This window comes from Pseudomonas putida, from assembly GCF_030159595.1.
Classification (GTDB): Bacteria; Pseudomonadota; Gammaproteobacteria; order Pseudomonadales; family Pseudomonadaceae; genus Aquipseudomonas; species Aquipseudomonas putida_AC.
This window is the reverse complement of sequence record NZ_BSKJ01000003.1, coordinates 366,952-393,458: the sequence shown is the minus strand read 5'-3', so window position 1 is coordinate 393,458 and position 26,507 is coordinate 366,952. Positions and strand designations below refer to the sequence as shown.

Annotated in this window: 23 protein-coding genes and 1 pseudogene; 15 read left to right on the top strand and 9 right to left on the bottom strand. The window is 63.7% G+C overall.

The genetic code is table 11. The annotated features are described in order from the left end of the window. Nucleotides 1-33: 33 nt before the first annotated feature. Nucleotides 34-1,095 (bottom strand): GlxA family transcriptional regulator, encoded by a 1,062-nt coding sequence (locus QQL85_RS09270; RefSeq protein WP_284355677.1) that lies wholly within the window; start codon nt 1,093-1,095, stop codon nt 34-36. A 200-nt stretch (nt 1,096-1,295) separates the two neighbouring features. On the opposite strand from QQL85_RS09270, the gene QQL85_RS09265 reads away from it, so the two are divergent. The 4 genes and pseudogenes from QQL85_RS09265 (at nt 1,296) to QQL85_RS09250 (ending at nt 4,622) form a co-directional block, all read left to right on the top strand. Beyond that, the gene (locus tag QQL85_RS09265) at nt 1,296-2,687 is read left to right on the top strand and encodes an NAD(P)/FAD-dependent oxidoreductase (RefSeq protein WP_284355678.1); all 1,392 of its coding nucleotides are present in this window, start codon (nt 1,296-1,298) and stop codon (nt 2,685-2,687) included. Nucleotides 2,688-2,697: 10 nt separating this feature from the next. Then, entirely contained in the window at nt 2,698-3,666 is a 969-nt protein-coding gene (locus QQL85_RS09260; RefSeq protein WP_284355679.1) for an NAD(P)-dependent oxidoreductase, read from the top strand. Between the two features lie 137 nt (nt 3,667-3,803). Beyond that, nucleotides 3,804-4,199: pseudogene (locus tag QQL85_RS09255) on the top strand (aldehyde dehydrogenase family protein); the annotation flags it as partial. Nucleotides 4,200-4,304: 105 nt separating this feature from the next. Continuing rightward, nucleotides 4,305-4,622 carry a DUF2388 domain-containing protein gene (locus QQL85_RS09250; protein ID WP_028613195.1) on the top strand — a complete coding sequence of 106 codons (318 nt, stop codon included), beginning with the start codon at nt 4,305-4,307 and terminating at the stop codon, nt 4,620-4,622. A gap of 60 nt (nt 4,623-4,682) precedes the next feature. Here QQL85_RS09250 and glcC read toward each other — a convergent pair whose 3' ends face one another. Next, nucleotides 4,683-5,447 carry a transcriptional regulator GlcC gene (glcC, locus tag QQL85_RS09245; protein WP_284355680.1) on the bottom strand — a complete coding sequence of 255 codons (765 nt, stop codon included), beginning with the start codon at nt 5,445-5,447 and terminating at the stop codon, nt 4,683-4,685. A gap of 195 nt (nt 5,448-5,642) precedes the next feature. Here glcC and glcD point away from each other — a divergent pair, with 195 nt between their 5' ends. The 7 genes from glcD (at nt 5,643) to QQL85_RS09210 (ending at nt 14,176) form a co-directional block, all read left to right on the top strand. After that, a complete protein-coding gene (gene glcD / locus QQL85_RS09240) occupies nt 5,643-7,142 on the top strand; it encodes a glycolate oxidase subunit GlcD (protein ID WP_284355681.1) in 1,500 nt (499 codons plus the stop codon). Beyond that, entirely contained in the window at nt 7,142-8,194 is a 1,053-nt protein-coding gene (gene glcE / locus QQL85_RS09235; RefSeq protein WP_284355682.1) for a glycolate oxidase subunit GlcE, read from the top strand. The genes glcD and glcE overlap by 1 nt, the downstream gene beginning before the upstream one ends. A 9-nt stretch (nt 8,195-8,203) precedes the next feature. Further along, nucleotides 8,204-9,439 carry a glycolate oxidase subunit GlcF gene (glcF, locus tag QQL85_RS09230; RefSeq protein ID WP_284355683.1) on the top strand — a complete coding sequence of 412 codons (1,236 nt, stop codon included), beginning with the start codon at nt 8,204-8,206 and terminating at the stop codon, nt 9,437-9,439. Next, nucleotides 9,432-9,830 (top strand): heme-binding protein, encoded by a 399-nt coding sequence (locus QQL85_RS09225; protein ID WP_110742276.1) that lies wholly within the window; start codon nt 9,432-9,434, stop codon nt 9,828-9,830. The genes glcF and QQL85_RS09225 overlap by 8 nt, the downstream gene beginning before the upstream one ends. Before the next feature lie 152 nt (nt 9,831-9,982). Then, complete coding sequence (locus QQL85_RS09220) at nt 9,983-12,154, top strand: malate synthase G (protein WP_284355684.1); 2,172 nt, start codon at nt 9,983-9,985, stop codon at nt 12,152-12,154. Between the two features lie 168 nt (nt 12,155-12,322). Next, on the top strand, nt 12,323-12,661 hold the full coding sequence (locus QQL85_RS09215; RefSeq protein WP_284355685.1) for a hypothetical protein: 339 nt from the start codon (nt 12,323-12,325) through the stop codon (nt 12,659-12,661). An 81-nt stretch (nt 12,662-12,742) separates the two neighbouring features. Beyond that, the gene (locus QQL85_RS09210; RefSeq protein ID WP_284355686.1) at nt 12,743-14,176 is read left to right on the top strand and encodes a PLP-dependent aminotransferase family protein; all 1,434 of its coding nucleotides are present in this window, start codon (nt 12,743-12,745) and stop codon (nt 14,174-14,176) included. Here the strand turns inward: QQL85_RS09210 and QQL85_RS09205 are convergent. After that, nucleotides 14,169-15,365, bottom strand: coding sequence for a cyanate transporter (locus tag QQL85_RS09205; protein WP_284355687.1), 1,197 nt, complete (start codon nt 15,363-15,365; stop codon nt 14,169-14,171). The two genes, QQL85_RS09210 and QQL85_RS09205, sit on opposite strands and share 8 nt — an antisense overlap. A 201-nt stretch (nt 15,366-15,566) precedes the next feature. Here QQL85_RS09205 and QQL85_RS09200 point away from each other — a divergent pair, with 201 nt between their 5' ends. Continuing rightward, a complete protein-coding gene (locus tag QQL85_RS09200; RefSeq protein WP_284355688.1) occupies nt 15,567-16,004 on the top strand; it encodes a carboxymuconolactone decarboxylase family protein in 438 nt (145 codons plus the stop codon). On the opposite strand, the gene QQL85_RS09195 is transcribed toward QQL85_RS09200, so the two are convergent. After that, nucleotides 15,955-17,001 (bottom strand): AraC family transcriptional regulator, encoded by a 1,047-nt coding sequence (locus QQL85_RS09195; protein ID WP_284355689.1) that lies wholly within the window; start codon nt 16,999-17,001, stop codon nt 15,955-15,957. The genes QQL85_RS09200 and QQL85_RS09195 overlap by 50 nt on opposite strands. A gap of 168 nt (nt 17,002-17,169) precedes the next feature. Here QQL85_RS09195 and QQL85_RS09190 point away from each other — a divergent pair, with 168 nt between their 5' ends. Genes QQL85_RS09190 through QQL85_RS09180 form a run of 3 tightly spaced genes read left to right on the top strand, consistent with a single transcriptional unit; the run spans nt 17,170 to nt 19,810 of the window. Further along, nucleotides 17,170-18,354 (top strand): acetyl-CoA C-acyltransferase family protein, encoded by a 1,185-nt coding sequence (locus QQL85_RS09190; protein WP_284355690.1) that lies wholly within the window; start codon nt 17,170-17,172, stop codon nt 18,352-18,354. Between the two features lie 13 nt (nt 18,355-18,367). Continuing rightward, the gene (locus tag QQL85_RS09185; protein ID WP_284355691.1) at nt 18,368-19,216 is read left to right on the top strand and encodes a 3-hydroxybutyryl-CoA dehydrogenase; all 849 of its coding nucleotides are present in this window, start codon (nt 18,368-18,370) and stop codon (nt 19,214-19,216) included. A 12-nt stretch (nt 19,217-19,228) separates the two neighbouring features. Beyond that, entirely contained in the window at nt 19,229-19,810 is a 582-nt protein-coding gene (locus QQL85_RS09180) for a TetR/AcrR family transcriptional regulator (RefSeq protein WP_284355692.1), read from the top strand. 62 nt (nt 19,811-19,872) lie between these two features. On the opposite strand, the gene QQL85_RS09175 is transcribed toward QQL85_RS09180, so the two are convergent. The 5 genes from QQL85_RS09175 to QQL85_RS09155 are packed head-to-tail and all read right to left on the bottom strand — an operon-like array spanning nt 19,873 to nt 26,372. Further along, entirely contained in the window at nt 19,873-20,250 is a 378-nt protein-coding gene (locus tag QQL85_RS09175) for a response regulator (RefSeq protein ID WP_009686481.1), read from the bottom strand. Between the two features lie 44 nt (nt 20,251-20,294). Next, nucleotides 20,295-21,521 (bottom strand): hybrid sensor histidine kinase/response regulator, encoded by a 1,227-nt coding sequence (locus QQL85_RS09170; RefSeq protein WP_284355693.1) that lies wholly within the window; start codon nt 21,519-21,521, stop codon nt 20,295-20,297. Continuing rightward, nucleotides 21,515-22,090, bottom strand: a complete 576-nt coding sequence (locus QQL85_RS09165) for a chemotaxis protein CheB (RefSeq protein WP_284355694.1) — start codon at nt 22,088-22,090, stop codon at nt 21,515-21,517. The genes QQL85_RS09170 and QQL85_RS09165 overlap by 7 nt, the downstream gene beginning before the upstream one ends. After that, nucleotides 22,087-22,908: a CheR family methyltransferase gene (locus tag QQL85_RS09160; protein WP_284355695.1), complete on the bottom strand. Its 822-nt coding sequence runs from the start codon at nt 22,906-22,908 to the stop codon at nt 22,087-22,089. Before QQL85_RS09160 ends, QQL85_RS09165 begins: the two co-directional genes overlap by 4 nt. Then, on the bottom strand, nt 22,905-26,372 hold the full coding sequence (locus tag QQL85_RS09155; RefSeq protein ID WP_284355696.1) for a response regulator: 3,468 nt from the start codon (nt 26,370-26,372) through the stop codon (nt 22,905-22,907). Before QQL85_RS09155 ends, QQL85_RS09160 begins: the two co-directional genes overlap by 4 nt. Nucleotides 26,373-26,507: the final 135 nt, after the last annotated feature.

Genomic DNA, 26,507 nt, shown 5'->3' with positions numbered 1-26,507 from the left:
TCCGCGATACACAGCAAAAATGGGTAAAGCCTGCTAAAGCTCCGGGTCCAACCCCACCTTGTCACCATGCCAGTCAAACCGCTCCACCTCATGCCGGCGCTTGCGAAAGCTGTAAGGCGTCTCGCCATACTGCTTGCGGAACCACAAGATAAAGTGCGAAGCATCGGAAAACCCGCACGCCAAGGCAATGGTGGTGATGTTCTGGCTGGTATTCACCAGTAGCCGCCGGGCATGATCCAGACGCAACTTGCGCCAGTAGTTGGCGGGCGGTTCCTGGGTATTGGCGACGAACTCGCGGTGCAACTGGCGTGGGTGCGTACCTACCGCCTCAGCCACGGCCTTGAGGGTCATCGACGCATCCAGGTTGGCACGCATGAAGCTGATCGCCCGTTGCACGCGGTCGTTCTGGTACACGCACTCGCTGGCCGCCTTGTCTTGCGGCTCATCAGCGCGCTCATCCACCAGCAGGTATTCCAGGCCCTTCTGCGCCCGCACTGCGCCGCAATGCCGGCGAATCAGGTTGGCCGCCAAATCAATGGCCGTACCGCCAGGGCAGGTGATGATGCCGCGGTCGTCCACATAACTCTTGTCGATCACCGCCGTGGTAAGCGGAAAGCGTTCCTTGAACTCATCGCGCAAGGTGAAATGCAGCGCGCAGCGCCGGCCATCGAGCAGCCCGGCCTTGCCCAGCACAAACGACCCAGAGCACAGCGCGATGATCGGGATATTCGCCGCATGCACCTCACGCAATGCGTCCAACAGCCAGGCCGGCGGATTGCGGGTTTCGTCCAGCAAGCCGCCTGCAAGCACGATGTAGTCGTACTGGGCAAACAGGTTCAGGGGCTTGGTCGGCGAAATGGGCATGCCGCAACTGGCGGTGATCGGCTGGTCGTCCAAGGTCATCCAGTCCCACTGGCAATACACCTGCTGGCTACGGAATGACTTGTCCGCCGCAAAGCGCAGCGAATCCACCAGCCCCGCCACTGGCACCAAGGTGAAATGGTTCATCAGCACGAACCCCACACGCAGTTCGGGCTTGACCTGCGCGGTGGCGACGGTGGCTTGTAGCGGTTCTTCTTGTTGTTCGGCAAACATCGACGCTGGCCTCATGACATGCGCAATGGCGCCATTCTAAAACGCGCCCTGCGTCCGTCATATCATATGCGTCCCCACAAATAGGAAGTCCATGACAAAAGGCGGCGCCGTTCTATCAATTGTCATGGCTGTAATATCAGCCCCCCGGCCCGGCTGAGCATCATGTAGGCACAAGACAAACATGCTCAGAGGCCCCCCTCATGTACCGTGGATTCTGGTATGCCCAGGCGCTTGACCTGGACAACGACCTGGCCCCTGCACTGCAGGACTCGATTCAAGCCGATGTCTGTATCGTCGGTGGTGGTTTCCTTGGCCTGTGGTCGGCCATCCGCCTGAAACAGGCACACCCGGAAAAAACCATCGTCATCGTCGAGCGCGACCGTTGTGGCTCGGGCGCCAGCGGGCGCAATGGTGGCGTGGCCACCAACTGGTGGGGCAAGTACCTGTCAGTGCGCACCATCTGCGGCGATGTCGAAGCACGGCGCATCTGCGAGGCGGCCGAGTCGGCCATCGACGAGATCGGCAGCTTCTGCCAGCAACACGGCATCGACGCCCAATACCGCAAGGACGGCTGGCTGTGGACGGCCACCAACCAGCGCCAGATGAACGCGTGGCGCGTGCTCACCGACGGCCTGCAGAGGCTCGACGTCAACCCGTTTCAGGAGTTGGACCGCCAGACCATCCGTGGCCGCGTTGGCTCGCCCCTGGTGCTGGGCGGCATCTTCGACCCAAACGCCGCCACCGTGCAGCCCGCCATGCTGGCCCGCGGCCTGCGCCGCGTGGCGCTGAAACTGGGTGTGCAGATATTCGAGAAATCGCCGTTCACCCACCTGGAACGCGGCAAGCACCCCGTGGTGCACACAGCCAAGGGCCATGTGAAGGCCAACCATGTGGTGCTGGCGCTCAACGCCTGGGGCGCGCAATTCCCCGAGCTGCGCCGCATGATCGCGATCATGTCCAGCGACATGGTCGCCACCGCGCCGGTCAAGGCCAAACTTGACGCCATCGGTTTCAGCGGCGGCGAGTGCATGACCGACTCGCGCACCGTGCTCAACTACTGGCGCAACACCCCCGACGGGCGTGTGGTATTCGGCAAGCCGCTGGGCCAGTTCGCCTTTGCCGGACGCATTGGCAACCTGTATGAAAAACCCTCGCCGGCCGCCGACAAGGTGGCCGCCGAACTGCGCCGGCTGTACCCGCAATTGCAGGATGTACCTGTGGTCAGCAGCTGGACCGGGCCAATCGACCGGGCCATGAAGGGCCTGCCCAATTTCGGCTACCTCGACCAACACCAGACCGTCAGCTACGGCATCGGTTTTTCCGGCAACGGCGTGGCCACCACGGTGTTCGCCAGCCGCATCATCAAGTCGCTGGCCACCCATGCCAACGACGAGTGGGCCAACTGTGGCCTGGTCGACCAGAAGATGAAGCTGCTGCCGCCAGAGCCTTTCCGCTTCTTTGGCGCACACCTGGTACGCGATGCACTGGTGCGCAAGGAATCGCTGGAAGACCACGACCAGGATGCCGGTTTCATCACCCGCCAGTTGGTGGGCATGGCGCCTGCCGGCTACGTACCCGCGCAGAAAAAATAAGGACAATAACGTGAGCGAACATATCGTCCTCCTTGACGACGAAGGCCTGGCACCTTCCACCCGCCTCAAGCGCCCTGACTGCAAGCACAGCTGGCAGCAGTTCGCCTACACCCAGCCAGAGCAGGTCCTGGAGCACCTGAAGGACGCGACAGTGGCGCTGACCTGCAGCGTGCCGCTGCGCGAAGAGCACCTGCGTCAGTTGCCCAGGCTGAAGATGATCTCGCTGGCCCTCACCGGTCGCGATATCGTCGACGTCGGCTACTGCGAAGCCCACGGCATCGAAGTGTCGAGCGTACCGGGCTATGCCGCCAACACCGTGGCCGAACACTGCCTGGCGATGATCCTCGAACTGTTCCGCCGCCCGGCCGCCTTCACCCGCCTGATGCGCCAGGTGCATGCCGGCGAAAAACCGTACCAGAACATCTACTTCAACCACCGTATCCGCGATGTGCGCGACAAGCAGCTGGCGATCATCGGCAGCGGGCCGATCGCCCTGCGCCTGGCGCACCTGGCGCGGGCGTTCGGCATGCAAGTGCTGTTCGAAGACCGAGGTGGCAAACGCAAAGGCCCGGACTGCCGCCCACTGGCCGAGCTGCTGAAAAGCTGCGACGTACTGTCGATCAATTGCCCGCTTACGCCAGAGACCCACAACCTCATCGATGCCGCACAACTGGCACTGATGAAGCCCGACGCCGTGGTGGTCAACACCGGCCGTGGTGGCGTGGTCAACGAAGCGGCGTTGATCCAGGCGCTGCAGCAAGGCCGCTTGGGCGGGGTGGCACTGGATGTGGTGGAAGTGGAGCCGCTTCACCCCAGCAACCCACTGTTCCAGCTGATCGACCGCGATGACTTCCTGCTTAACCCACACATCGCCTGGAGCAGCGAAGACGCCATGCAGCAGTTGATGGACAGCGCCGTGGACAACATCAGCGACTTCGTCGCCCGCCAGGTTTCTGAAAAAAGGATTCGCAGCGCATGACCCTTGTCACCAAAAGCAGCTACGTCGATGGCGCCTTCGTCCCACTGGTCGGCAACATCGACATTCTTGAAAACCGCAACCCGTCCAACCCGGGTGAAGTGGTCGAACGCTTCGAGCGCGCCAGCTCCGAGCACACCGGCCGGCAAATTGCCCGGCTGGCCGCCGAAGGCATGAAGAAAGCGCAGCTGGAGATCGGCGGCAAGAACCCGCTGATCGTGCTGGACGATGCCGACCTGGAGCAAGCGGTAGAAGTGGCCTTGAACGGCTCGTTCTACAGCACAGGCCAGCGCTGCACCGCCAGCTCGCGGGTGATCGTGACCGAAGGCATTCACGACGCCTTCATCGCACGCCAGGCCGAGCATTTCAAGCGCAACAGTTCGGCGGGGATGGTGATGGTCAACCTGCCGACGGCCGGGGTGGATTACCATGTGCCATTTGGGGGGAATGGGGCATCGAGCCTGGGTTCGCGGGAACAAGGCACCCATGCGCGGCAGTTCTTTACCCGGGTCAAGACCACCTACCAGTTGGCTTGATCGATCCTTTTCGTGGAACCCCCAAGGGAACTACCACCACCTGCGTGCTTTCTTAAACACTGAGTGGTTTATTCCCTTGGGCTTCACGCTACTGGAGAACACGACATGCGCCACCTACTCCTCGCCCCTGCGTTGCTGCTCCTGCTGCCTGCCGGTGCTGCCCTGGCCCGCGTCGATGCGGGCGACGTCGCCACCTCGGCCGGTGTTTCCGCTTCGCTTTACTCGACCTTCAAGGACGATAAACGGATCATCCCGGCCCGTGACGAACTTTCTGCGTTCGTCGCCAGCGGCGGTGCAATCCGTGGCGCCTATGTGGAGTCGGCGCTGGAACAGGTCCGCAAGGACCACCCTGGGCTGCAAGCCAATGATGAAGAGCTGGCCCGGGCCATTCTCTCGCAGGATGACCGGATAGCTGATCATTGAGGTAGGCCTGTATCGGCCTCTTCGCGGGCAAGCCCGCGAAGAGGCCGATACAGGTTTACATCACCCCCACCCATCCATACGCATGGTCGCCCGCACCAGGCGCTGCTCTTCCTGCTCGATCTCCCGCAAACTGTCGCGTATCCCGTTGATATGCTCCCGCGCCGCCCGCTGCGCCTGCTCAGGCAGCTGCTCCATCACCGCCTGATACAACCGTGCATGCTGACGGTCGATCTGGCGCTTCTGCGCCGGCCGGCAATACAGGTTGTTGACCGAGGCAAACACCGTGCTCAAGGTGAGGTCGCTGAGCGATTGCAGGGTATGCACCAGCACCGGGTTGTGTGACGCTTCGCTGATCGCACGGTGGAAGGCATGGTCGCGACGTGCGTGCTCACGGGCATGAATCGCTTCAGGGGCATCATGCGCTGCCAACATTTCCTCGTAGCGCCGGCGGATCAGCAAGCGGTCGACCTCGGTGGCCCGCAGCGCTGCCAGCCGCGCCGATTCAGCCTCCAGCAACGCCCGCACCTCCAGCAGGTCGAACAGCGTGCGCGGCTGCGAGCTGAAAAGGTGCATCAACGGTGTGGCGCCCGCCTGCCCGGTCAGGTCGGCGACGAACGAGCCCCGCCCCTGTTCGGTGTCGATGATGCCGCGCCCACGCAAGATGCGTAGCCCTTCGCGCAGGGCCGAACGTGAGCAACCCAGCTTATTTACCAGCCGCCGCTCCGACGGCAGTGCCTGGCCCACTTTGAGTACGCCATCGACGATCAGCCGCTCGACCCGCTCGGCCACCTGGTCGGCGACCTTGGCCTTGCCGTCATTACCCACTGCGCACCCTCCTGCTGGTAGGACCAGTTTGACAACCTGCTCCAATCTAGCCGGGTAAACCCACCAATAACCAGTACCCGCGAGAAAAACTGGTCGGACCAGTACCCACCCTACTCGACCCCGGCCGCCGGCACGCGCACGCTGCAACGGTGACCGCTTTGCCAACAACAACAAAAACCGTTGCCGAGTGAGCCAATGAACATCCTGTACGACGAACGCGTCGATGGCGCGCTGCCCACCGTGGACCAGGCAGACCTGTTGCAGGCGCTGCGCGATGCCCTGCCAGACCTCGATATCCTGCACCGCGAAGAGGACCTTAAACCTTACGAATGCGACGGCCTGTCGGCCTATCGCACAGTCCCCCTGCTGGTGGTCCTGCCCGAGCGCCTGGAGCAGGTGCAGGCCTTGCTCAGGCTCTGCCACCAACGCGGCGTGCCCGTGGTGGCGCGAGGTGCCGGCACCGGCCTGTCGGGCGGCGCCCTGCCGCTGGCCAAGGGGATCCTGCTGGTGATGGCACGCTTCAACCGCATCCTCGAGGTCAACCCACAAGGCCGTTACGCCCGCGTGCAGCCCGGCGTGCGCAACCTGGCCATCTCCCAGGCCGCCGCACCTCATGGTATGTACTACGCGCCAGACCCGTCTTCGCAAATTGCCTGTTCCATCGGTGGCAACGTCGCCGAAAACGCCGGTGGCGTGCATTGCCTGAAATACGGCCTGACCGTGCACAACCTGCTCAAGGTGGAAATCCTCACGGTCGAGGGGGAGCGCCTGACCCTCGGCAGCGATGCCCTGGACAGCCCAGGTTTCGACCTGCTGGCACTGTTCACGGGCTCCGAAGGCATGCTCGGCATCGTCACGGAAGTCACCGTCAAACTGCTACCCAAGCCTCAGGTGGCGCGGGTGCTTTTGGCCAGTTTCGACAGCGTCGAGGATGCCGGCCGGGCAGTCGCTGAAATCATCGCTGCCGGTATCATTCCCGGCGGTCTGGAGATGATGGACAACCTGGCGATTCGCGCCGCTGAAGACTTCATTCATGCCGGCTACCCGGTGGACGCGGCGGCCATCCTGTTGTGCGAACTGGATGGCGTCGAGGCCGATGTGCATGACGATTGCGAACGGGTGGCCGCCGTCCTGGCGCACGCCGGGGCCCGCGAGGTGCGGCTGGCCTGCGACGAAGCCGAACGCGTGCGTTTCTGGGCCGGACGCAAGAACGCCTTCCCGGCGGTGGGGCGCATCTCCCCGGATTACTACTGCATGGACGGCACCATCCCGCGTCGCGAACTGCCACGGGTGCTCAAGGGCATCAGTGACCTGTCCACGGAATACGGCCTGCGCGTGGCCAACGTGTTCCATGCCGGCGACGGCAACATGCACCCGCTGATTCTGTTCGATGCGAACCTGCCCGGCGAACTGGAGCGCGCCGAAGCCATTGGCGGCAAGATCCTCGAACTGTGCGTGGCGGTGGGCGGCAGCATTACTGGCGAGCACGGCGTAGGCCGCGAGAAAATCAACCAGATGTGCGCGCAGTTCAACAGCGACGAAATAACCCTGTTCCACGCGGTAAAGGCTGCCTTCGACCCGCGGGGCCTGCTCAACCCCGGCAAGAACATCCCCACCCTGCACCGCTGTGCCGAGTTCGGCGCCATGCATGTGCGCCATGGGCACCTGCCTTTCCCCGAGCTGGAGCGCTTCTGATGAGCATGGACCGCGACAACAGCCAGGCCCTGCTGGAGCAGGTCAGCCAGGCGCTGAACCAAGGCGCACCGCTGCGCATCCAGGGCAGCAACAGCAAAGCCATGCTGGGCAACCTGATAACCGGCGAAGTACTCGACACGCGTAGCCACCGTGGCATCGTCAGCTACGACCCGACCGAGCTGGTGCTTACTGCCCGCGCCGGCACACCGCTGCGCGAGATCGAGGCGGCGCTGCACGAAGCCGGCCAGATGCTTCCCTGCGAACCGCCACACCTGGGCCCGGACGCCACCTTGGGCGGCATGGTCGCAGCCGGGTTGTCTGGCCCCCGGCGGCCATGGGCCGGGTCGGTACGTGACTATGTGCTGGGCACACGGGTGATCACCGGCCACGGCAAGTTGCTGCGCTTTGGTGGCGAAGTGATGAAAAACGTGGCCGGTTACGACGTATCACGGCTGATGGTGGGCAGCTTCGGTTGCCTGGGGTTGCTGACCGAGGTTTCATTGAAAGTGCTGCCTCGGCCACGCCAGTGCCTGAGCCTGAGCCTGCCGATGGGCCGGCATGAAGCGCTGGCCGAGTTGGCCGAATGGGGCCAGCAGCCACTGCCGATCAGCGCCGCTTGCCATGACGGCGAAGCGTTGTACCTGCGCCTGGAGGGCGGCGAAGGTTCGGTGCAATCGGCACGCCAGCGACTGGGAGGCGAAACCCTGGACAGCCGTTTCTGGAGCGACCTGCGCGAACAGCGCCTGGCGTTCTTCAACGGCCCTGCACCGCTGTGGCGCCTGTCGCTGCCCAACGCCACCGGCGAGCTGGACCTGCCCGGTCAGCAACTGATCGACTGGGGTGGCGCCCAGCGCTGGCTCACGTCCAGCGCACCGGCACAGGCCATTCGCGACCTGGTCGCCAACGTGGGCGGCCACGCCACCTGCTACGCACCTGGAGCGGACAGCAGCCCGCCGCTGCCCGCTGCGCTGATGCGCTACCACCGCACCCTCAAGCAGCAGCTCGACCCCCAGGGTGTATTCAACCCTGGTCGCCTGTACCCGGACCTGTGAGGCCAGACCATGCAAACCAACCTGAGCGAAGCATCCCGACGCCTGGCCCGCGCCGACGAGGCCGAAAGCATCCTGCGTTCCTGCGTGCACTGTGGTTTTTGCACCGCCACCTGCCCCACCTACCAGTTGCTGGGCGATGAACTGGACAGCCCGCGCGGGCGCATTTACCTGATCAAGCAGATGCTCGAAGGCGAGCCGATCACGGCCAGCACGCAACTGCACCTTGACCGCTGCCTGACCTGCCGCAATTGCGAAACCACCTGCCCATCCGGGGTGAAGTACCACGACCTGCTGGACATCGGCCGCGCTGTGGTCGAACAGCAGGTGCCGCGCCCGCTCGGTCAGCGCCTGCTGCGTCAGGGCCTGCGAGCCGTGGTGCCGCACCCGGCGCTGTTCAAGGCCCTTACGCGTAGCGGCCAGGCCCTGCGCCCGCTGCTGCCGGCCACGCTCAAACGCAAACTGCCGGCGCGGGTGACCCCACCCGGCCAGCGCCCGGCACCCCGCCATGCACGCCGGGTGCTGATGCTGGAAGGCTGCGTGCAACCGGCCTTGTCGCCCAACACCAACGCCGCCGCAGCGCGCCTGCTGGACCACCTGGGCATCAGCGTGCAGCCGATCCACCAGGCCGGCTGCTGTGGCGCGGTGGACTACCACCTCAATGCCCAAGAGCAAGGCCTGCAACGTGCACGGCGCAATATCGACGCTTGGTGGCCTGCCATCGAAGCGGGAGCCGAGGCCATTGTGCAAACCGCCAGCGGCTGCGGCGCGTTTGTGCGCGACTACGGCCACCTGCTGGAAAAAGACCCTCGTTACGCCGCCAAGGCCGCGCGGGTCAGCGCTCTATCCCGCGATCTGGTAGAAGTAGTGCGTGATGAGCCCGTCGAGCAACTGGGGCTGTGCGCCGAACAGCGCCTGGCCTTCCATTGCCCGTGCACCCTGCAACATGCCCTGAAGCTGGGCGGCGCGGTAGAAGCACTGCTGACGCGCCTGGGCTTTACCCTGACCTCGGTGCCGGACGGCCACCTGTGCTGCGGCTCGGCTGGCACTTATTCGCTGACCCAGCCTGAACTGTCGCTGCAACTGCGTGACAACCGCCTCAACGCACTGGAAAGCGGCAAACCGCATGTCATCGCCACCGCCAACATCGGCTGCCAGACCCACCTCGACGGGGCCGGGCGTACGCCGGTACGGCACTGGATCGAAATCGTCGAAGCAGCCTTGAACCCGGAGAACCCCCATGCATAGCAAGTTCGTGATCGGCCAGGCCGAAGTCGCCCGCGTATTGGCCGCCGCCCGCCAGGAAGCCCTGGCCCAGCACTGGAACGTGACCATCGCGGTGGTCGACGACGGCGGCCACCCCTTGGCCCTGGAGCGCATGGATGGCTGTGCGCCGGCCAGTGCCTACATTGCCGTGGAAAAGGCCCGGACCTCTGCGCTCGGGCGCAAGGAAACGCGGGATTACGAAGAGATGGTCAATGGTGGCCGCACTGCATTCGTCACCGCACCGCTGCTCACCAGCCTGGAAGGTGGCGTGCCGTTGCGGGTGGAGGGCCAGGTAGTGGGGGCCATTGGCGTGTCCGGGGTCAAGTCCGAGCAGGACGCCCAGGTGGCCAAAGTAGGGGCGGCTGCCTTGTAAATCCTGCACCGGCCTCTTCGCGGGCAAGCCCGCTCCCACAGGGACCACACAAGCCTCAAGTCCAGTGCAATACCTGTGGGAGCGGGCTTGCCCGCGAAGAGGCCAGCACAGGCAACACATATCGAGCAGACTGAACATCGAGCGGACAGACAATGCCAAACCACCAGCTCCAGATCGCCCCCACCCTCCAGCGCTTCATCGAAGACGAGGTCCTCCCCGGCACCGGCATCGAAGCCGCCACCTTCTGGCAAGGCTTCAGCACCCTGGTCCACGACCTCGCCCCGCAAAACCGCGCCCTGCTCGCCGAACGCGAGCGCCTGCAAGCCGAACTGGACAGCTGGCACCGCCAGCACCCCGGCCCGATCAACGACATGGCCGCCTACCAGCACTTCCTGCACGGCATTGGCTACTTGGTCGACATCCCCGAAAACGTGCAGATCAGCACCCGTAACGTCGACCGCGAAATCGCCGTACAAGCAGGCCCGCAACTGGTCGTACCGTTAAGCAACGCCCGTTACGCGCTCAACGCCGCCAACGCCCGCTGGGGTTCACTGTACGACGCGCTGTACGGCACCGATGCCATCGCTGAAACCGCAGGTGCCGAGCGCGGCCAGGGCTACAACCCGGTACGCGGCGCCAACGTGATTGCCTATGGTCGGCATTTCCTCGATGCCTCGGCCCCCCTCCACGGTGCTTCACACAGCGAGGCCAAGGCCTACACGATCAGCCAGGGCACACTAAAGGTCACCCTGGCCGACGGCAGGCAGGCCGGCTTGCAGAACCCTGAACAACTGCGTGGCTACCAGGGCGAGCCGAACACGCCAACCGCGATCCTGCTTCAGCATCATCAGCTGCATTTCGAAATCCAGATCGACCCGACCAACGCCATCGGCCAGCAGGACCTGGCCGGGGTCAAGGACATCCTTCTGGAAGCCGCACTGACCACCATCATCGACTGTGAAGACTCAGTGGCGGCCGTCGACGCCGACGACAAGGTCAATGTCTATCGCAACTGGCTGGGCCTGATGAAAGGCGACCTCAGCGAACAGGTCAGCAAGGGCGGCAAAACCTTCAGCCGCACCCTGGCCGCCGACCGCCAGTATCACGGTGCAAACGGCCAGCCACTGACCTTGCCGGGCCGCTCGCTGCTGTTCATTCGCAACGTCGGCCACCTGATGACCAACCCTGCCATCCACGACCGCGATGGCCGGGAAATACCGGAAGGTATCCTCGATGCCGTGGTCACCAGCCTGATCGGCCTGCACGACCTCAAACGCCGCGGCAATTCGCGCGAGGGCAGCCTGTACATCGTCAAACCGAAAATGCACGGGCCGGCCGAAGTGGCCTTTGCCGACCAGCTGTTCGGTCGCGTCGAGGCCCTGTTGGGGCTGCCCGCGCATACGCTGAAGATGGGCATCATGGACGAGGAGCGGCGTACCAGCGTCAACCTCAAGGCCTGCATCGCCAGTGCCGCATCACGGGTGGTGTTCATCAACACCGGTTTCCTCGACCGCACCGGGGACGAGATGCATAGCGCCATGGAAGCCGGCGCCATGCTGCGCAAGGGCGACATGAAAGGCAGCGCCTGGATTCAGGCCTACGAACGCAGCAACGTGCTGGTGGGGCTAGCCTGTGGCTTGCGCGGCAAGGCGCAGATCGGCAAGGGCATGTGGGCCATGCCCGACCTGATGGCGGCCATGCTCGAACAGAAAGTTGCCCAGCCCAAGGCCGGTGCCAACACCGCCTGGGTGCCCTCGCCGACGGCCGCGACCCTGCATGCGCTGCACTACCACCAGGTGGACGTGGCATCGGTACAGCAGGCACTGGAAGCAGTTGATCTGGACGCCCAACGCCACGCGTTGCTGAACGGCCTGCTCAGCGTGCCGGTCAGCCCCGAGCGGCCCTGGAGCGCCGACGATATCCAGGCTGAACTGGACAACAACTGCCAGGGCATCCTCGGTTATGTGGTGCGCTGGGTCGAGCAAGGGGTCGGCTGCTCAAAAGTACCTGACATTCACGATGTGGGCCTGATGGAAGACCGTGCCACCCTGCGCATTTCGGCGCAGCACATCGCCAACTGGCTGCATCATGGTGTGGTGGGTGCCGAGCAGGTCGAAGCGACCCTGCAGCGCATGGCCAGGGTGGTGGACCAGCAGAATGCCGGGGACCCGGCGTACCGGCCAATGGCGAGCGGGTTCGAGGCATCGCATGCCTTGCGCGCTGCGCGTGAGCTGGTGTTCAAGGGGCGGGAGCAGCCCAGTGGCTATACCGAACCGTTGTTGCATGGCTGGCGCTTGCGGTTCAAGCAGGAGGTTCAACGCTAACCCAAGCTGCACGGTGCTTGCAGGAGCGGCCTTGTGTCAGGGGTGGTATTCCGGCGCTTTCAGAAATTTCCCACGACGCTCTCGGAAGCATCCTACTTGCCGCCTCTGCGCGCAGAAAACAAGATCGGCACTGGAAAACGCAAGGTCGCGATCCAGAGGAGGCTTCGTATGCACCTGTACGCCCGCTCCATTGCCGAACTGCGCAGCAGCCTGCGCGAAATGCTGACCCATGACATCAGCAACCCCGATGAAGACCCCCACCTGTCAGGGGTGATGTTCTTCTGCGCCACCGACGAACATTCCCGGCAACTGATCGAACGTATCGAGTTGCTGGCCAGCGAGGTGTTTTTCGACCCGAGCGGGCGGGCCATCACCGAACACCTGAAAGCTGCCGCAGTGGATGGCGTGCGTATCAAGCGCAACCGCAAGGCGCCATCGGACGAGACCGTGATACGCATCGCGGTGGCGGACAAGGGCTATATCACCGTGAGCACTGCCCGGTTCTGAGCTGTCTGGGGCTGCTTTGCAGCCCATGCCCTCCCCTGTCCAATCCGCTATCCTGAGCACTCCCCCGCTCCGGACCGCCCCATGGAACTGCACATTCGCCTGGAAGGCCGCAAAGGCCTGGCCGATCAGCTTTACCAGCAACTGCGCGCCGGTATTGACAGTGGCCACCTCGCCGCCGGCACGCAGCTGCCGCCAACCCGCCTGCTGGCCGAGCAACTGGGCGTATCGCGCAAGACCGTAGCCGAGGCCTATTCGCGGCTGACCTACGACAACCTGCTCAGCGGTGTGGTCGGCCGTGGCACCTTCATCGCGCCGCGCCAACCACTGCGCAGCAATGAATCAGCCATCATCCCCCTCGCCGGCGCGGCGTCCCTTGAACGCTGGCAGCAGCGCGCCACCGTGCTCGGCCAGCGCCAGTTACAAGCGCCATCGCGCTATGACTTCGTCGGTGGTGCGTCGAGCAAGGCGCAGTTCCCGTTCGACCAGTGGCGCAGCTGCCTGAACTACGCCTTGCGCCGCAGCCAGCGCCATCCCGAGCGGCAGTTCACGGCCCAGGGTCTGCCGGAGTTGCGCGAGGCCATTGCCCACCACATCGCCTACGCCCGTGGCGTGCACTGCAGTGCGACCGACCTGCTGGTATGCAACGGTGCCCAGCAAGCGCTTGACCTGATCGCCCGGGTACTGGTCGAGCCAGGTTGCCAGGTGGCCATGGAAGACCCCGGCTACCCGCCGGCACGGCAACTGTTCCTGGCCCTGGGCGCGCGCCTGCAGTCCGTACAGGTGGATGACGAAGGCCTGTGCGTGGAGCAGATCGCCGATGGCACCCGGCTGATCTATGTAACACCCTCGCACCAGTTTCCGCTGGGCATGCCGATGAGCGAGCCACGCCGACACGCGCTGCTGGCACGGGCCGCCGAACTGGGTGCACTGATCATCGAAGACGATTACGACTGCGAGTTCCGCTACCACGGCCCGGCCTCGGATGCACTGCAGCGCCTTGACCGGCATGGCCTGGTGGCCTATGTGGGGACCTTTTCCAAAACACTGCTCCCCGAGTTGCGCCTGGGCTATGCCGTGCTGCCACCTGCCGTACTGCAGGCCGCCTGCGTGGCCAAGCACCTCAGTGACTGGCACAGCCCGACGTTGCTGCAGTGGGCGCTGGCGCGTTTTTTGGGCGAGGGCCACCTGAACAAGCACATCCGCCGTTGCCACGAAGTCTATAGCGCCCGGCGCGAACGCATCCTGACGCGCCTGGGCGGTGACCTGTCGCCGTGGCTCAACGCCATCCCCGCCAGTGCGGGCTTTCACCTCAGTGCACTGGCCAAGCCCGGAGTCGATGTCGAGTTGCTGGCCAACCTCGCACGCAAGGTGGAAGTCGGCCTGTATTCGCTGGCGCCGTTCTTCAGCGAAGCGCCGGTACGCCCGGGGCTGTTACTGGGCTTCGGCGCCATCGAACTGCTGGACATCGACCCGGCACTGGACCGGGTACGCGATACCCTGCAGCGCCTCAGCTGACCGGCGCGGCCTTGCCTGGCGCGACCGGGCGCGCGATGGCCGCAGCATAGCCACGCGGATGGAAGCAGCTGGTCACCAGCAGCATGCCCAGTACGGTCACGGTGAGCAGCGTCCACGACGCCTGGAAGTCGCCACTCACGTCACGCAACCAACCGGTGATATACGGCACGATACCGGTGATGATGAAACCGATGCCCTGCACGAACGCCGCCAGGCTGCCGGCCTCGGCGGGCGTCTTCAGGTGTTCCAGGGTCAGCGTCAGGCTCTGGCTGAAGCAGGCGCCCAGGCCGAAACCGATCATCGCGACCCACAGCCCGGAAGCCAGCGTGGGTGCCAGCAACAGGCCGAGGAAACCGGCCAGCTGGACCGCCAGTGCCAACCACAGGCCTGGACGGCGGTCAGCCCAACGCCGCAGCAACAGCGGCAACCCCAGTGCGCCGGCCACCTGGAAGACCGTCATCAGGCCAACCAGGTCCGCGCCACCCTGCGCACTGCCGCCGTGCTCGATGTGGTACGCCGGCAGCCAGGCCACCATGCTGGTGTAGCCGCCGTTGATCAGGCCGAAGTACAACGCCAGCAACCACGCCCGGCGCGTGCTGAACCAGTGCCCGCCAGTGGCGCCGGCCAGCTTTGGTGCCCCCTGCCGAGGCCGCAGTACGGCCCAGGCCAGCAACGCCAGCAGCGCCGGAACCGCCCACAGGCCCAGGCCGACCTGCCAGTGGCCGAAGTGGCCGCTGATATGCGGGCCAAGCACCGCCGCCATGCCACCGCCACTCATCAACGCCGCCGAATACAGGCCCATCGCCCCGGCCAGACGCCCGGGGAACCAGCGGTTGACCAGGCCGGGCATCATGCCCTGCACCACCGCCACGCCCAAGCCGGCGACCACCGCACTGGCAATCAACGCCCAGGCGCTGTCCAGTTGCAGGCGCCACAGGCAGGCCAGGGCAATTGCAGCCAGGCCACCAAGCATGCCGCCATGCTCGCTGATCCAGCGCCGCAGCCACGGCTGCAGCAACGGCACCAGGCCCATGCACAGTACCGGCAACGCCGTCAGCAGGGCTGCCTGCTGGTAGCCCAGGCCGGTGCTGGCGCGCATGGGTTCGAGTAGCGGGCCGATACTGGTCAGGATCGGCCGTAGGTTCAGCGCCAGCAGAATCACCAGCAACAGGTTCAAAGCAGCTCTCATTGTGCATCGGTTCTCGGGTAGCAAGACCTGGCCATTATCCCGGCTTGGCGGGCCTGGCAGAAATGAAGAGATTGGATGCTTGTCAGTGGCCACCTGAATGGACGATTGGCCTCCCGCTTATGTGTGCAATTGGCTATCGGGGAGGCCAAAGGGCAGCGCTACAGTAGAGCCATTCCCCCCCCACCCCCTTTGGAGACAGTCATGCACAACCGTATCGAATGGGCCAAGCACGCCCCGGAAGCCTACAAAGCCATGGTCGGCCTGGAACAGGCCCTGGTCAAGAGCGGCCTGGAGAGCTCCCTGCTGGAGCTGGTGCGCCTGCGGGCTTCGCAGATCAACGGCTGCGCCTACTGCGTCAACTTGCACGCCAATGATGCGCGCAAGGCCGGTGAGACCGAGGCACGCTTGCAGACCTTGAGCGTGTGGCGCGAAACCGCTTACTTCACCCCGCGTGAACGTGCGGCGCTGGCCTGGGTCGAGAGCCTGACCCGCTTGCCAGAGCGTGGGGCGCCGCAGGATGACTATGAAGCCTTGCAGGGATACTTCGAGCCAGCCGAAGTCGCCAACCTGACCTTGGCAATTGCCACCATCAATGCCTGGAACCGTTTTGGTGTCGGGTTTGCGATGGTGCCGGCCTGATCATTGATCGATAGCTGCCGGGGCTCTGCCCGGTCCATTTCTTGAACGCCCGGTGGAACGCACTGGGCTCCTGAAACCCCGCCTGCTCGGCAATTTCGGCAATGCTCAACTCACCTTCGCGCAACCGCTCGAAGGCCATCGCCCGGCGCACCTCATCCTTGATCTGCTGATACGAGCGCCCCTCTCGCTCCAGCTGCCGGCGGAAGGTACTGGCACTGACCCCCTGCTGCTGCGCCAGCGCCGCCAATGTCGGCCACTGACCGTAGCATCGCGCGCGCAAATGCCGGTACACCTCGGCCACCAGCCCGTTCTGGTTGCGGAAGCGAATCACCAGCCCTTGTGGCGCACTGCGCAAGAAAGTCTTCAAAGCCGCCAGGTCCTGCACCACAGGCAGGCGCAAGTAGGCGCTATCGAATTCCACTTCGGTACGCCCACTGCCCAGGCGCAAGTCTGGCCCCCACAGCAGCAGGTCGTCCTCCTGAGCCGGGCGCCACTCCGCCAGCTCGGTGCGGTCGATGGCAATCCGCCGCCCGGCCAGCCAGCACAGCATGCCGATCATCAGCACCAGGTAGGTTTCCTCGGCATACACCCGAGTCAGCGGGTCGGCAATGTTCGACTGCACGCTGATCAACGCCCGCCCACCACGCACCGTCAGGCTGCCGCGCAGGTCGCGCAGGAACAGGCCGAAGCCGCCCATGCACTGGCGCAAGGCCTTTTCCAGGTTGGGCTCAAGAATCAGGCCCCGGCAAATCAGGGCAAAACTGCCCAGCGGCATGCCATGGCTGTCGAGGCGGAAGAATTCATCGTCCAGGCGCTGGATCAGCGCCAGCCACAGCTGTGCGAACGCCTTGGCCGGCACCCGCGCCTGGGGCTGATCAAGCAGTTGCGGGTCGATGCCCACGGCGCGCAACTGCGCATCGCGCTCGGCAGGGCAGTCGCGCAGGGCATGCAGCATGGCATTGAGGAAGTACACGGCGACCGAATCGCTATCGCGCATGGCGGTTTTCGCTGTCTATGCTGAGTGGCAAAAAGTGCCAGGTTGTTTGAACAGTTCCGGCATAGGCTGCAACAGAGCCTTTGCCTAGACTCGATCCCACTTCGGGACCGCCGGCCATTCTCGCAGAGCCTGGCCCGTTCCCGCCATGCCTTCGCAATCGGAGCCCCTATGAGCAACGCAGAAATCTACGTCGTCAGTGCCGTCCGTTCAGCCATTGGTGGCTTTGGCGGCTCCCTCAAGGACCTGCCGCTGGCCGACCTGGCCAGCACCATTACCCGCGTCGCCATCGAGCGTTCGGGCCTGGCCGCCGAACACGTCGGCCATCTGGTGATGGGCACGGTGATCCCGACCGAACCGCGCGATGCCTACCTGGCCCGGGTGGCGGCCATGAACGCCGGCATTCCCAAGGAAACCCCGGCCTTCAACGTCAACCGCCTGTGCGGCTCGGGCCTGCAGGCCATCGTTTCGGCGGCCCAGGGCCTGCTGCTGGGGGACACCGACGTGGCCGTCGCAGCGGGCGCCGAATCCATGAGCCGTGGCCCGTACCTGCTACCGCAAGCACGCTGGGGCGCACGCATGGGTGACCTGCAAGGCATCGACTACACCGTTGGCGTGCTGCAGGACCCGTTCCAGCACTTCCACATGGGCATCACCGCCGAAAACGTCTCGGCCAAACATGGCATCACACGCGAAATGCAGGACGAACTGGCCCTGACCAGCCAGCGCCGCGCCGCCCGCGCCATCGCCGAAGGCCGCTTCGATAGCCAGATCGTGCCGCTGGAACTGAAAACGCGTAAAGGCAGCGTGCAGTTCAGCGTCGACGAGCATGTGCGTGGCGAAGTGACCGCCGAGCAACTGGCCGGCATGAAACCGGTCTTCAAGAAGGACGGCACCGTCACCGCCGGCAACGCCAGCGGCATCAACGATGGTGCCGCCGGCCTGGTGCTGGCCACAGGTGATGCAGTCCGCCGTCTGGGCCTGAAGCCGTTGGCACGCCTTGTGGGTTACGCCCATGCCGGCGTCGAACCCGAGCTGATGGGCCTGGGCCCGATCCCGGCCACCCGCAAAGTGCTGGAAAAGACTGGCCTGAAGGTACAGGACCTGGATGTGATCGAGTCCAACGAAGCCTTCGCCGCCCAAGCCTGCGCCGTGGCCCGCGAGCTGGGTTTCGATCCGGAAAAGGTCAACCCCAACGGCTCGGGCATTTCCCTGGGCCACCCAGTGGGCGCCACGGGCGCGATCATCGCCACCAAAGCCATCCATGAACTGCAGCGCATTCAGGGCCGCTATGCCCTGGCCACCATGTGCATCGGTGGCGGCCAAGGCATCGCCTTAGTCTTCGAGCGCGTCTGAGGGAGACGGACACATGAGCATTGAACAAATCGCCGTGATCGGCGCCGGCACCATGGGCAACGGCATTGCCCAGGTGTGCGCCGTGGCTGGCTACCAGGTGCTGTTGGTGGATGTTTCCGACGCGGCGCTGGAACGTGGCGTGGCCACCTTGAGCAAGAACCTCGAGCGCCAGGTGAGCAAGGGCACCCTGGAGGCGGACAAGGCGGCAGCCGCCAAGACCCGCATTCGCACCAGTACCGACTACACCCAGCTCAACGACGCACAGCTGGTGATCGAGGCCGCCACCGAGAACCTGCAGCTCAAGCAGCGCATCCTGCAGCAAGTGGCCGCCAACGTCGCCACAGACTGCCTGATCGCCACCAACACCTCGTCGCTGTCGGTCACCCAGTTGGCCGCCAGCATCGAACACCCCGAACGTTTCATTGGCGTGCACTTCTTCAATCCGGTACCGATGATGGCGCTGGTGGAGATCATTCGCGGCCTGCAGACCAGCGACAGCACCTACGCCCAGGCTCTGGTGGTGACCGAAAAGGTCGGCAAGACCCCCATCACCGCCGGCAACCGCCCGGGCTTCGTGGTGAACCGCATCCTGGTGCCGATGATCAACGAAGCCATCTTCGTGCGCCAGGAAGGCCTGGCCAGTGCCGAGGACATCGACACCGGCATGCGCCTGGGCTGCAATCAACCCATCGGCCCGCTGGCCTTGGCCGACCTGATTGGCCTGGACACGCTGCTGGCGATCATGGAGGCCTTCCATGAAGGCTTCAACGACAGCAAGTACCGCCCTGCCCCGCTGCTCAAAGAAATGGTCGCGGCCGGTTGGCTGGGGCGCAAGAGCGGCCGCGGCTTCTTCACCTATTGAGGAGCGAGTGCCATGCCCGCGGTCAATGCTGCAATGCGCTGTGCCAGCTTTGAAGAGCGACGTGACCAGGCCATGGCGCTGTTTGCCGAAAAGGGCTTTGGCCAAGTCAGCATGCGCGAACTGGCGGCCCATGTGGGGCTGACCGCAGGCTCGCTATACCATCACTTCCCCAGCAAACAGGACCTGCTGTACGACCTGATCGAGGAATTGTACGAGGAACTGCAGGCCACCCTGGACCAGGGCCGTCGGGCCATGGCCCGCGGGGCGTCGGTCTTGAGCTGCCTGATTGCGGCGCACTGGCAGCTGCATGCCGAGCGGCCGATGCAGTTCCGGCTGGCCGAGCGGGACTTGTGCTGCCTGAGCGACGAGCAGCGGGCGCGCCTGGCTTTGTTGCGTTCGCGTTATGAGGCGGGGTTGTTGAGACTGATTGCGCCGCAGGCGAAGCTGCAAGGGGAAGCGCTGGTGGCGACGGCGCATGTGGTGGCGACGCTGCTGAACCAGTTGCCGGGGATGTTGAAGGCGCTTCCCGAGGAACAAGGGTTGGGGTTGATGGAAAGCATGCTGGTAGGCGGGATCGAAAGAACCCTACGGTAGGCACGGCCCTTATGGGACCGGTTTGAGCCGCTCCCACAGGAATAGCGCTTTACCTGCAGACCTCAACGCAGGAGTGCCTGGATCTGCTCATGCAAGGTATCCAGGTCAAACGGCTTGGCCAGGATCGGTGCCTTGCGGGTGATCGGGCTGCCCGATTCGAGAATTTCAGCCGGGTAGCCACTGATGAAGATCACCTTCAGGTCCGGCCGCAACTTCACCGCAGGCTCGGCAATCTCCACCCCGGAGATCCCCCCCGGCAAGCGGAAGTCCGTCACCATCAAGTCCAGGTGCGGCTTGCTGGCCAGGATCGCGAACGCCTGCTCGCCGTCCTCTGCCACCAGCACGTGGTACCCCTCACCCGCCAGGTAGTCACGCAAGATCATGCGAATCGCCGGCTCATCCTCGACGACGAGAACCACATCTTGTGCATCTTCACTCATGTTAACGCCTTGAAATACTTACAGTTGGCCATCAGACCCCAGGCTCACGCAGAGGTTGCCCGCGCCTGGTCGTTTTGTTGTTCGAATGTAGCCCGCGGCAGCTGCAAGGTGAAGGTGGCGCCTTTGCCCTCTTCACTTTCAACCCGTAAACGCCCGCCATGGGCCTGCACGATCTGCTCCGAGATATATAACCCCAGCCCAAGCCCGCCGCTGGCTTGCTGAGTGGCGAGCCGCTCGAACTGCTGAAAAATGCGTTGCTGGTTGGCCCTGCCAATACCGATGCCCTGGTCCTGCACCTGCACGCACGCCAGGCCATCCTGCTCGAACACACGCACCTTCACCGGCTTGCGCTCACCATAACGCAAAGCATTAGACAGCAAATTGGCCACCACTTGTTCAATACGAAACTCGTCCCACTCTCCCGGCAGCGGCTCGCAGGGTTGCAATTCGATATGCGTATCCAGCGCCGTCGCCTGTGCAGCGAAATTCTCCACCAGGCCATGTACCAGCTGACTCAGGTCAAAGGCCTTGGGCCGCAGCGACAACTTGCCGGTACGGATACGCGACACATCGAGCATGTCTTCGACCAGGCGAATCAGGCTGTTGATCTGCCGCTCGTCGCGCTCGACCATGGCCTGCAACTTATCGCCGCTGAATGCAGCGAGGTTGCCACGCGCCAAGTGCATCTTGCGCAACTGGGTTTCCAGGATCAGCCCATTGAGCGGCGTGCGCACCTCGTGGGAGACGATCGACATGAAATCATCACGCATGCGCACGGCATGCTCCAGCTCGCCCCGCGCCGTCTGCAACTGGGCCAGCAGTTGCTCCTGCTCCTGACGGCTGCGCTCCAGTGCCTGCAACTGGCGGTCGAGTACCTTGCGCTGGCGGTACAGGTCGACGAACACCGACACCTTGCTCTTCACCGCCAAGGTGTCGAGCGGTTTGTGCAGAAAGTCCACTGCGCCGCTTTCGTAGCCCTTGAAGGCATAGTTCATCTCGCGCCCGGCAGCGGTGACGAAAACGATGGGGATATTACGGGTCTTTTCCGTGCCGCGCATCAGCTCGGCCAGCTCGAAACCGTTCATGCCTGGCATCTGCACATCGAGAATGGCCAAGGCAAACTCGTGCTCCAGCAGCAGCGACAATGCGGCCTCGGCAGACTGGGCCTGGTGCACCTCGCGGTCCACACCCTGGATCAGGGCGTCGAGGGCCAGCAGGTTCTCCGGCAGGTCGTCGACGATCAGCAGTTTGGCGATGGTGTGGCTTAGCATGTGCTAGGTTCCAGGGCAGCGAGCAATTGCTCGATGCCACTCAGAGAAAGAATATGGTCGGGACGATGCAGAGCCAGGGCGGCTTCCGGCATCAGCGCCACCTGTGCGTCACGGGGGTCCTGAACGATGGTTCGGCCCCCATTGTTCTTGATATAGGCAAGCCCTTGGGCACCATCTTCATTGGCACCGGTGAGCAGCACGCCAAGCAGGCCATCGCCGTAGGCGTCGGCAGCAGACATGAACAAGTAGTCGATTGCCGGCCTGGAAAAATGCACCGGCGGCTCCTGGCTCAGCGACAGGGTGAAATCGCGCTCCACCGACAGGTGGTAGCGCGGCCCGGCAACGTAGATCTGCCCTGCCCGCACGGGTTCCTTATCGCGTGCTTCGTGCACTGGCCGGAGCAGGCGACGCTGCAACACTTCGGCCAGTTGACTGTGGCGGTTATCCGGCAGATGCAGCACGCACAGCACCGGAATGGCGAAGCCCGCCGGCAACGCGCCCAACACCGTGAACAGCGCCGACACGCCGCCAGCCGAAGCACCGATGACCACTGCGCGCAAACCGTTCATGATTTGCGGTAGATCCGTTCAGGCTTGACCAGCGGCTCGAAACGGTCGCCGTAGGCAGAAAAATCCACCGACTCCTTGCTGCCCAGCACCAGAAAGCCGCGATGGCACAGCGACTCATGGAACAGGCCCAGGGCGCGGTCCTGCAGCTCTTTGTTGAAATAGATGAGTACGTTGCGGCACGACACCAGCTGGGTTTCGGAAAACACGCTGTCGGTGGCCAGGCTGTGGTCGGCAAAGGTCACGTTGTCGCGCAAGGTACTGTCCATGATGGCGTTGCCATAGGCCGCCGTGTAGTACTCGGAGAAGTCCCGGCGCCCACCCGCTATGCGGTAGTTTTCGGCGTAGTCGCGCATGCTCTGCATCGAGTAGATGCCCTGCTTGGCCTTGTCCAGCGAATGCGGGTTGATGTCGGTGGCATAGATGATGGTGCGCTCCAGCAGGCCCTCTTCGCGCAGCAGGATGGCCATGGAATACACCTCCTCACCCGTGCTGCAGCCGGCAATCCACACCTTGATCGACGGCCAGGTGCGCAACAGCGGCACCACTTCGTTGCGCAGCGCCAGGAAGTGCCCCGGGTCGCGGAACATCTCGCTGACCGGAATCGTCAGGTACTGCAGCAACTGCATGAACATGCCCGGGTCGTGCAGCACGCGCTCCTGCAGCGCCGACACCGTCAGGCAGTCGAACTGACGCAGCGCGTGCAGGATCCGGCGCTTGATCGAAGCGCCGGAATAGTTGCGAAAATCGTAGCTGTACTTGAGGTAGATGGCCTCGATCAGCAAGCGGATCTCGATGTCGGTGTTACGTTCGCTAGTCAAATTCGCTCCAGTTGCGGCAACCATACACGGATCAGCGAGAACAAGCGGTCCAGGTCGATCGGTTTGGCCAGGTAATCATTGGCCCCGGCCTGCAAGCAACGCTGTTGGTCATCCTTCATGGCCTTGGCGGTCACGGCGATGATCGGCAGCTTGCGCCAGCGCGGTTGTTGACGGATCAGGCGAGTGGCCTCGAAACCGTCCATCTCCGGCATCATCACGTCCATCAGCACCAGGTCGATGTCGTCATGCTGCTCCAGGCGCTCGATCGCTTCACGCCCGTTGCGGCCGATTTCGACGATCGCACCCTTGTGCTCCAACGCACTGGTGAGGGCAAAGATGTTACGCACATCGTCGTCCACCAACAGTACCTTGCGGCCTTCGAACACCTTGTCGCGGCTGCGTGCGGTCTTGAGCATGCGCTGGCGTTCGTTGGACAGTTTCGACTCGACTTTGTGCAGGAACAGCGTCACTTCATCCAGCAGACGCTCCGGCGAACGTGCGCCCTTGATGATGATCGAGCGTGAATACTTGAGCAGGTCGGCTTCTTCTTCTCGGGTCAGGTTGCGACCGGTGTACACGATCACCGGCGGGAACGAACGGATATCCTCGGCCGTCATGCGCTTGAGCAGTTCGTTACCAAGCATGTCGGGCAGCTTGAGGTCGATGATCATGCAGTCGTAGATGTTCTCGCGCAGCAGCTCCAAAGCGTCCTGGGCCATGGCCACGGCGGTGATCTCCACATCGTCATCGCCAATCAGGCGGGCAATGCTCTCGCGCTGCAAATCGTCGTCTTCCACCAGCAGGATGTGCTTGAGCTTCTGGGTCAGCTTGGCCTCCAGGCGGGCGAACACTTCTTTCAGCTCGTCGCGGCTGGTGGGCTTGACGGCGTAACCGACGGCGCCCATGTGCATGGCGGCCTCAACCCGGTCTTCCACGGAAATGATATGCACCGGGATGTGCCGGGTACTGGCCTGTTCTTTAAGGCGCTGCAGCACCGTCAGGCCAGAATGGTCGGGCAGGCGCATGTCCAGCAGGATCGCATCGGGGATGTACTGGGCAGCCAGCTCGAACCCTTCGTCGGCCCCCTGCGCCACCAGGCAGCTGTAACCCAGTTCATGGGCCAGGTCGAAGAGGATGCGGGCGAAGTTGGGTTCGTCCTCGATCACCAGGATGCAGCGGTTGCCGAACGGCGCGCGCTCACGGTCGTCGTCAAACGCCGGCAGCGGGCGCTTCGGCGCAGCCGCCACCGGCACCTGTGGGGCGGGTGGCAGGGTGTCGACCGCCGGGCGCAGGCTGAGGGGCTCCACGCTATGCCCCACACTTTCGTAGCGCTCTGGCAGGATCAGGCTGAACACACTGCCTTTTCCAGGGCTGCTGTCGACGTTGATCTGCCCGCCCAGCAAATGCGCCAGGTCGCGGGAGATCGACAGGCCCAGGCCGGTGCCACCATAACGGCGGTTGCTGGTACCGTCGACTTGGTGGAAGGCACCGAAAATGGCCTGCTGCTGGTCGGCGGCAATGCCGATGCCAGTATCGCGCACGGCGAAGACAATGCCAGTGCCAGGCTGGTAGCCAATGTTCAGGCTGACCTGGCCACGCTCGGTGAACTTGATGGCATTGGACAGCAAGTTCTTGAGGATCTGCTCCAGGCGCTGGCGGTCGGTGAACAGGGTGGCCGGCACCTGCGCCTCGGACGTGACTTCGAATGCCAGGCCCTTGTGCCCGGCCAACGGTTCGAACATGCCGCGCAAGCCTTCGACCAGGCGTTCTACCTGGGTATTTTCAGGGCGCACTTCAAGCTTGCCGGCCTCGACCTTGGCGATGTCGAGGATGTCGTTGATCAGGTTGAGCAGGTCATTGCCAGCCGAGTAGATCGAATCAGCGAACTTGACCTGTTCATCGCTCAGGTTGCCTTCGGCGTTTTCCGACAACAGCTTGGCCAGGATCAGCGAACTGTTCAGCGGCGTGCGCAGCTCGTGGGACATGTTGGCCAGGAACTCGGACTTGTACTTGCTCGATCGCTGCAGCTCGTCGGCGCGCGCCTGCAGTTCGTCCTGAGCCTGCATCAGTTCGTCGTTCTTCAGGTCCAACGCCTCTGTGCGTTCGGATAACTGCTCGTTGGTCTGCTCCAGCTCCGCCTGTTGGGTTTCAAGGTAAGCCTGAGACTCCTTGAGCACGCGGGATTGTTCTTCCAGCTCTTCGTTGGCGGTTTTCAGTTCTTCCTGCTGCACTTGCAGCTCTTCGTTCAGCTGTTGGGTTTCGGCCAGCACTTCCTGCAGGCGCTGGCGGTAGCGGGCACTCTCGATGGAAATGCCGAGGTTGCCGCCCAGGCGCTCCATCATTTCGTAATCACGCGCCTCCAGGGGGCGCAGGAAGCCCAGCTCGACCACACCGTTGATCTGGCCGTCATCAATCGCCGGCATCAGCAAGGCATTGCGTGGCAGGCCGCTGCCCAGGCCAGAACTCAAGCGGTAATAGTCTTCGGGCAGTTCCTCAAGGCAAAGCAGACGGCCTTCGCGTACAGCCTGAGCCAACAGGCCGTCATGATCGCCCTTCACCTGTTCGCGGGCTTGCTCCTCGGCGTCCAGGCCGTAGGTGGCCACACGCACCAGGCGCCCGTGCTCGTCACGCACATACATCGCCCCCACCACGCTGCCCAGGTAGCTGGCGAAGAAGCGCAGGATGTTGTCACCCAGCATGGGCAGGGTCAGTTGGCCCAGCACTTTCTCGGCCAGTTGCGTCTGGCCATTGCGCAGCCAGGCCTGATGCTCCAGCCGCTCAGCCGCGCGCTGCTGGGCCTTGAAGTTTTCTTCGTAGTTGTTCGACAACGCCAGCAGGTCGCGCCGGCCCAAGTAGGCCAGCAAGGCGCTGAGACCAACAATGAACAGCACGAACGCCGAAATAGCCGTAACAGTGACGCTACTGACCTTTTCGTTACGGGCCATGCGCAATTGCTGCTCGGTGCCGATAAGGGCGTCGAACTCCTTGCGGACTTCGTCGGTCAGGCGCTTGCCCCGGCCATTGCCGACCGACGCCTGGTAGTCGCCCTGGCTGCGGCGCAGGGCAATCATCTCGCTGCCGAAGTTGTTCCAGGCTTGCTGCAAGGCGATCAGACGGTCGATGCGGTCAACCTGCTGTGGGTTGTCCTCGACCATGCCGCGCAGGCTTTGCAGGCTGCTGAGAATACGCGGCTTGGCCACCTCGTAGGGGTCGAGGAAACGCTCGTCGCCGGTAATCAGGAAGCCGCGCATGCCGGTTTCCATGTCGATCGACAGCTTGAGCGTCTCGTTGGCATTGCCGATCACCCGGTCGGTGTGCTCGACCCACTGCATGGCCGACAGCAGGTAGTTGATCACCGCGACAAAGGCTACTGCGCCCAGCAGGCCTACGCCCAGGGGGAGGCCGACGTTACGGCTCAACAGCTTGCGAAAGCTTCGTTGGTCCATCGAGGCTGATTGAGTCATGTGAAAGGGCCCGAGCAAGAAAAGTCCATTGAAAAGCGTGGCGGATCAAGCACTGTTGTTATCTGCCACTGCACCGTCCTGTTAAGCGAGTCTAACCAGCTTTAGCGGGTCTGGCAGGGCATTTAGCCAGTATTT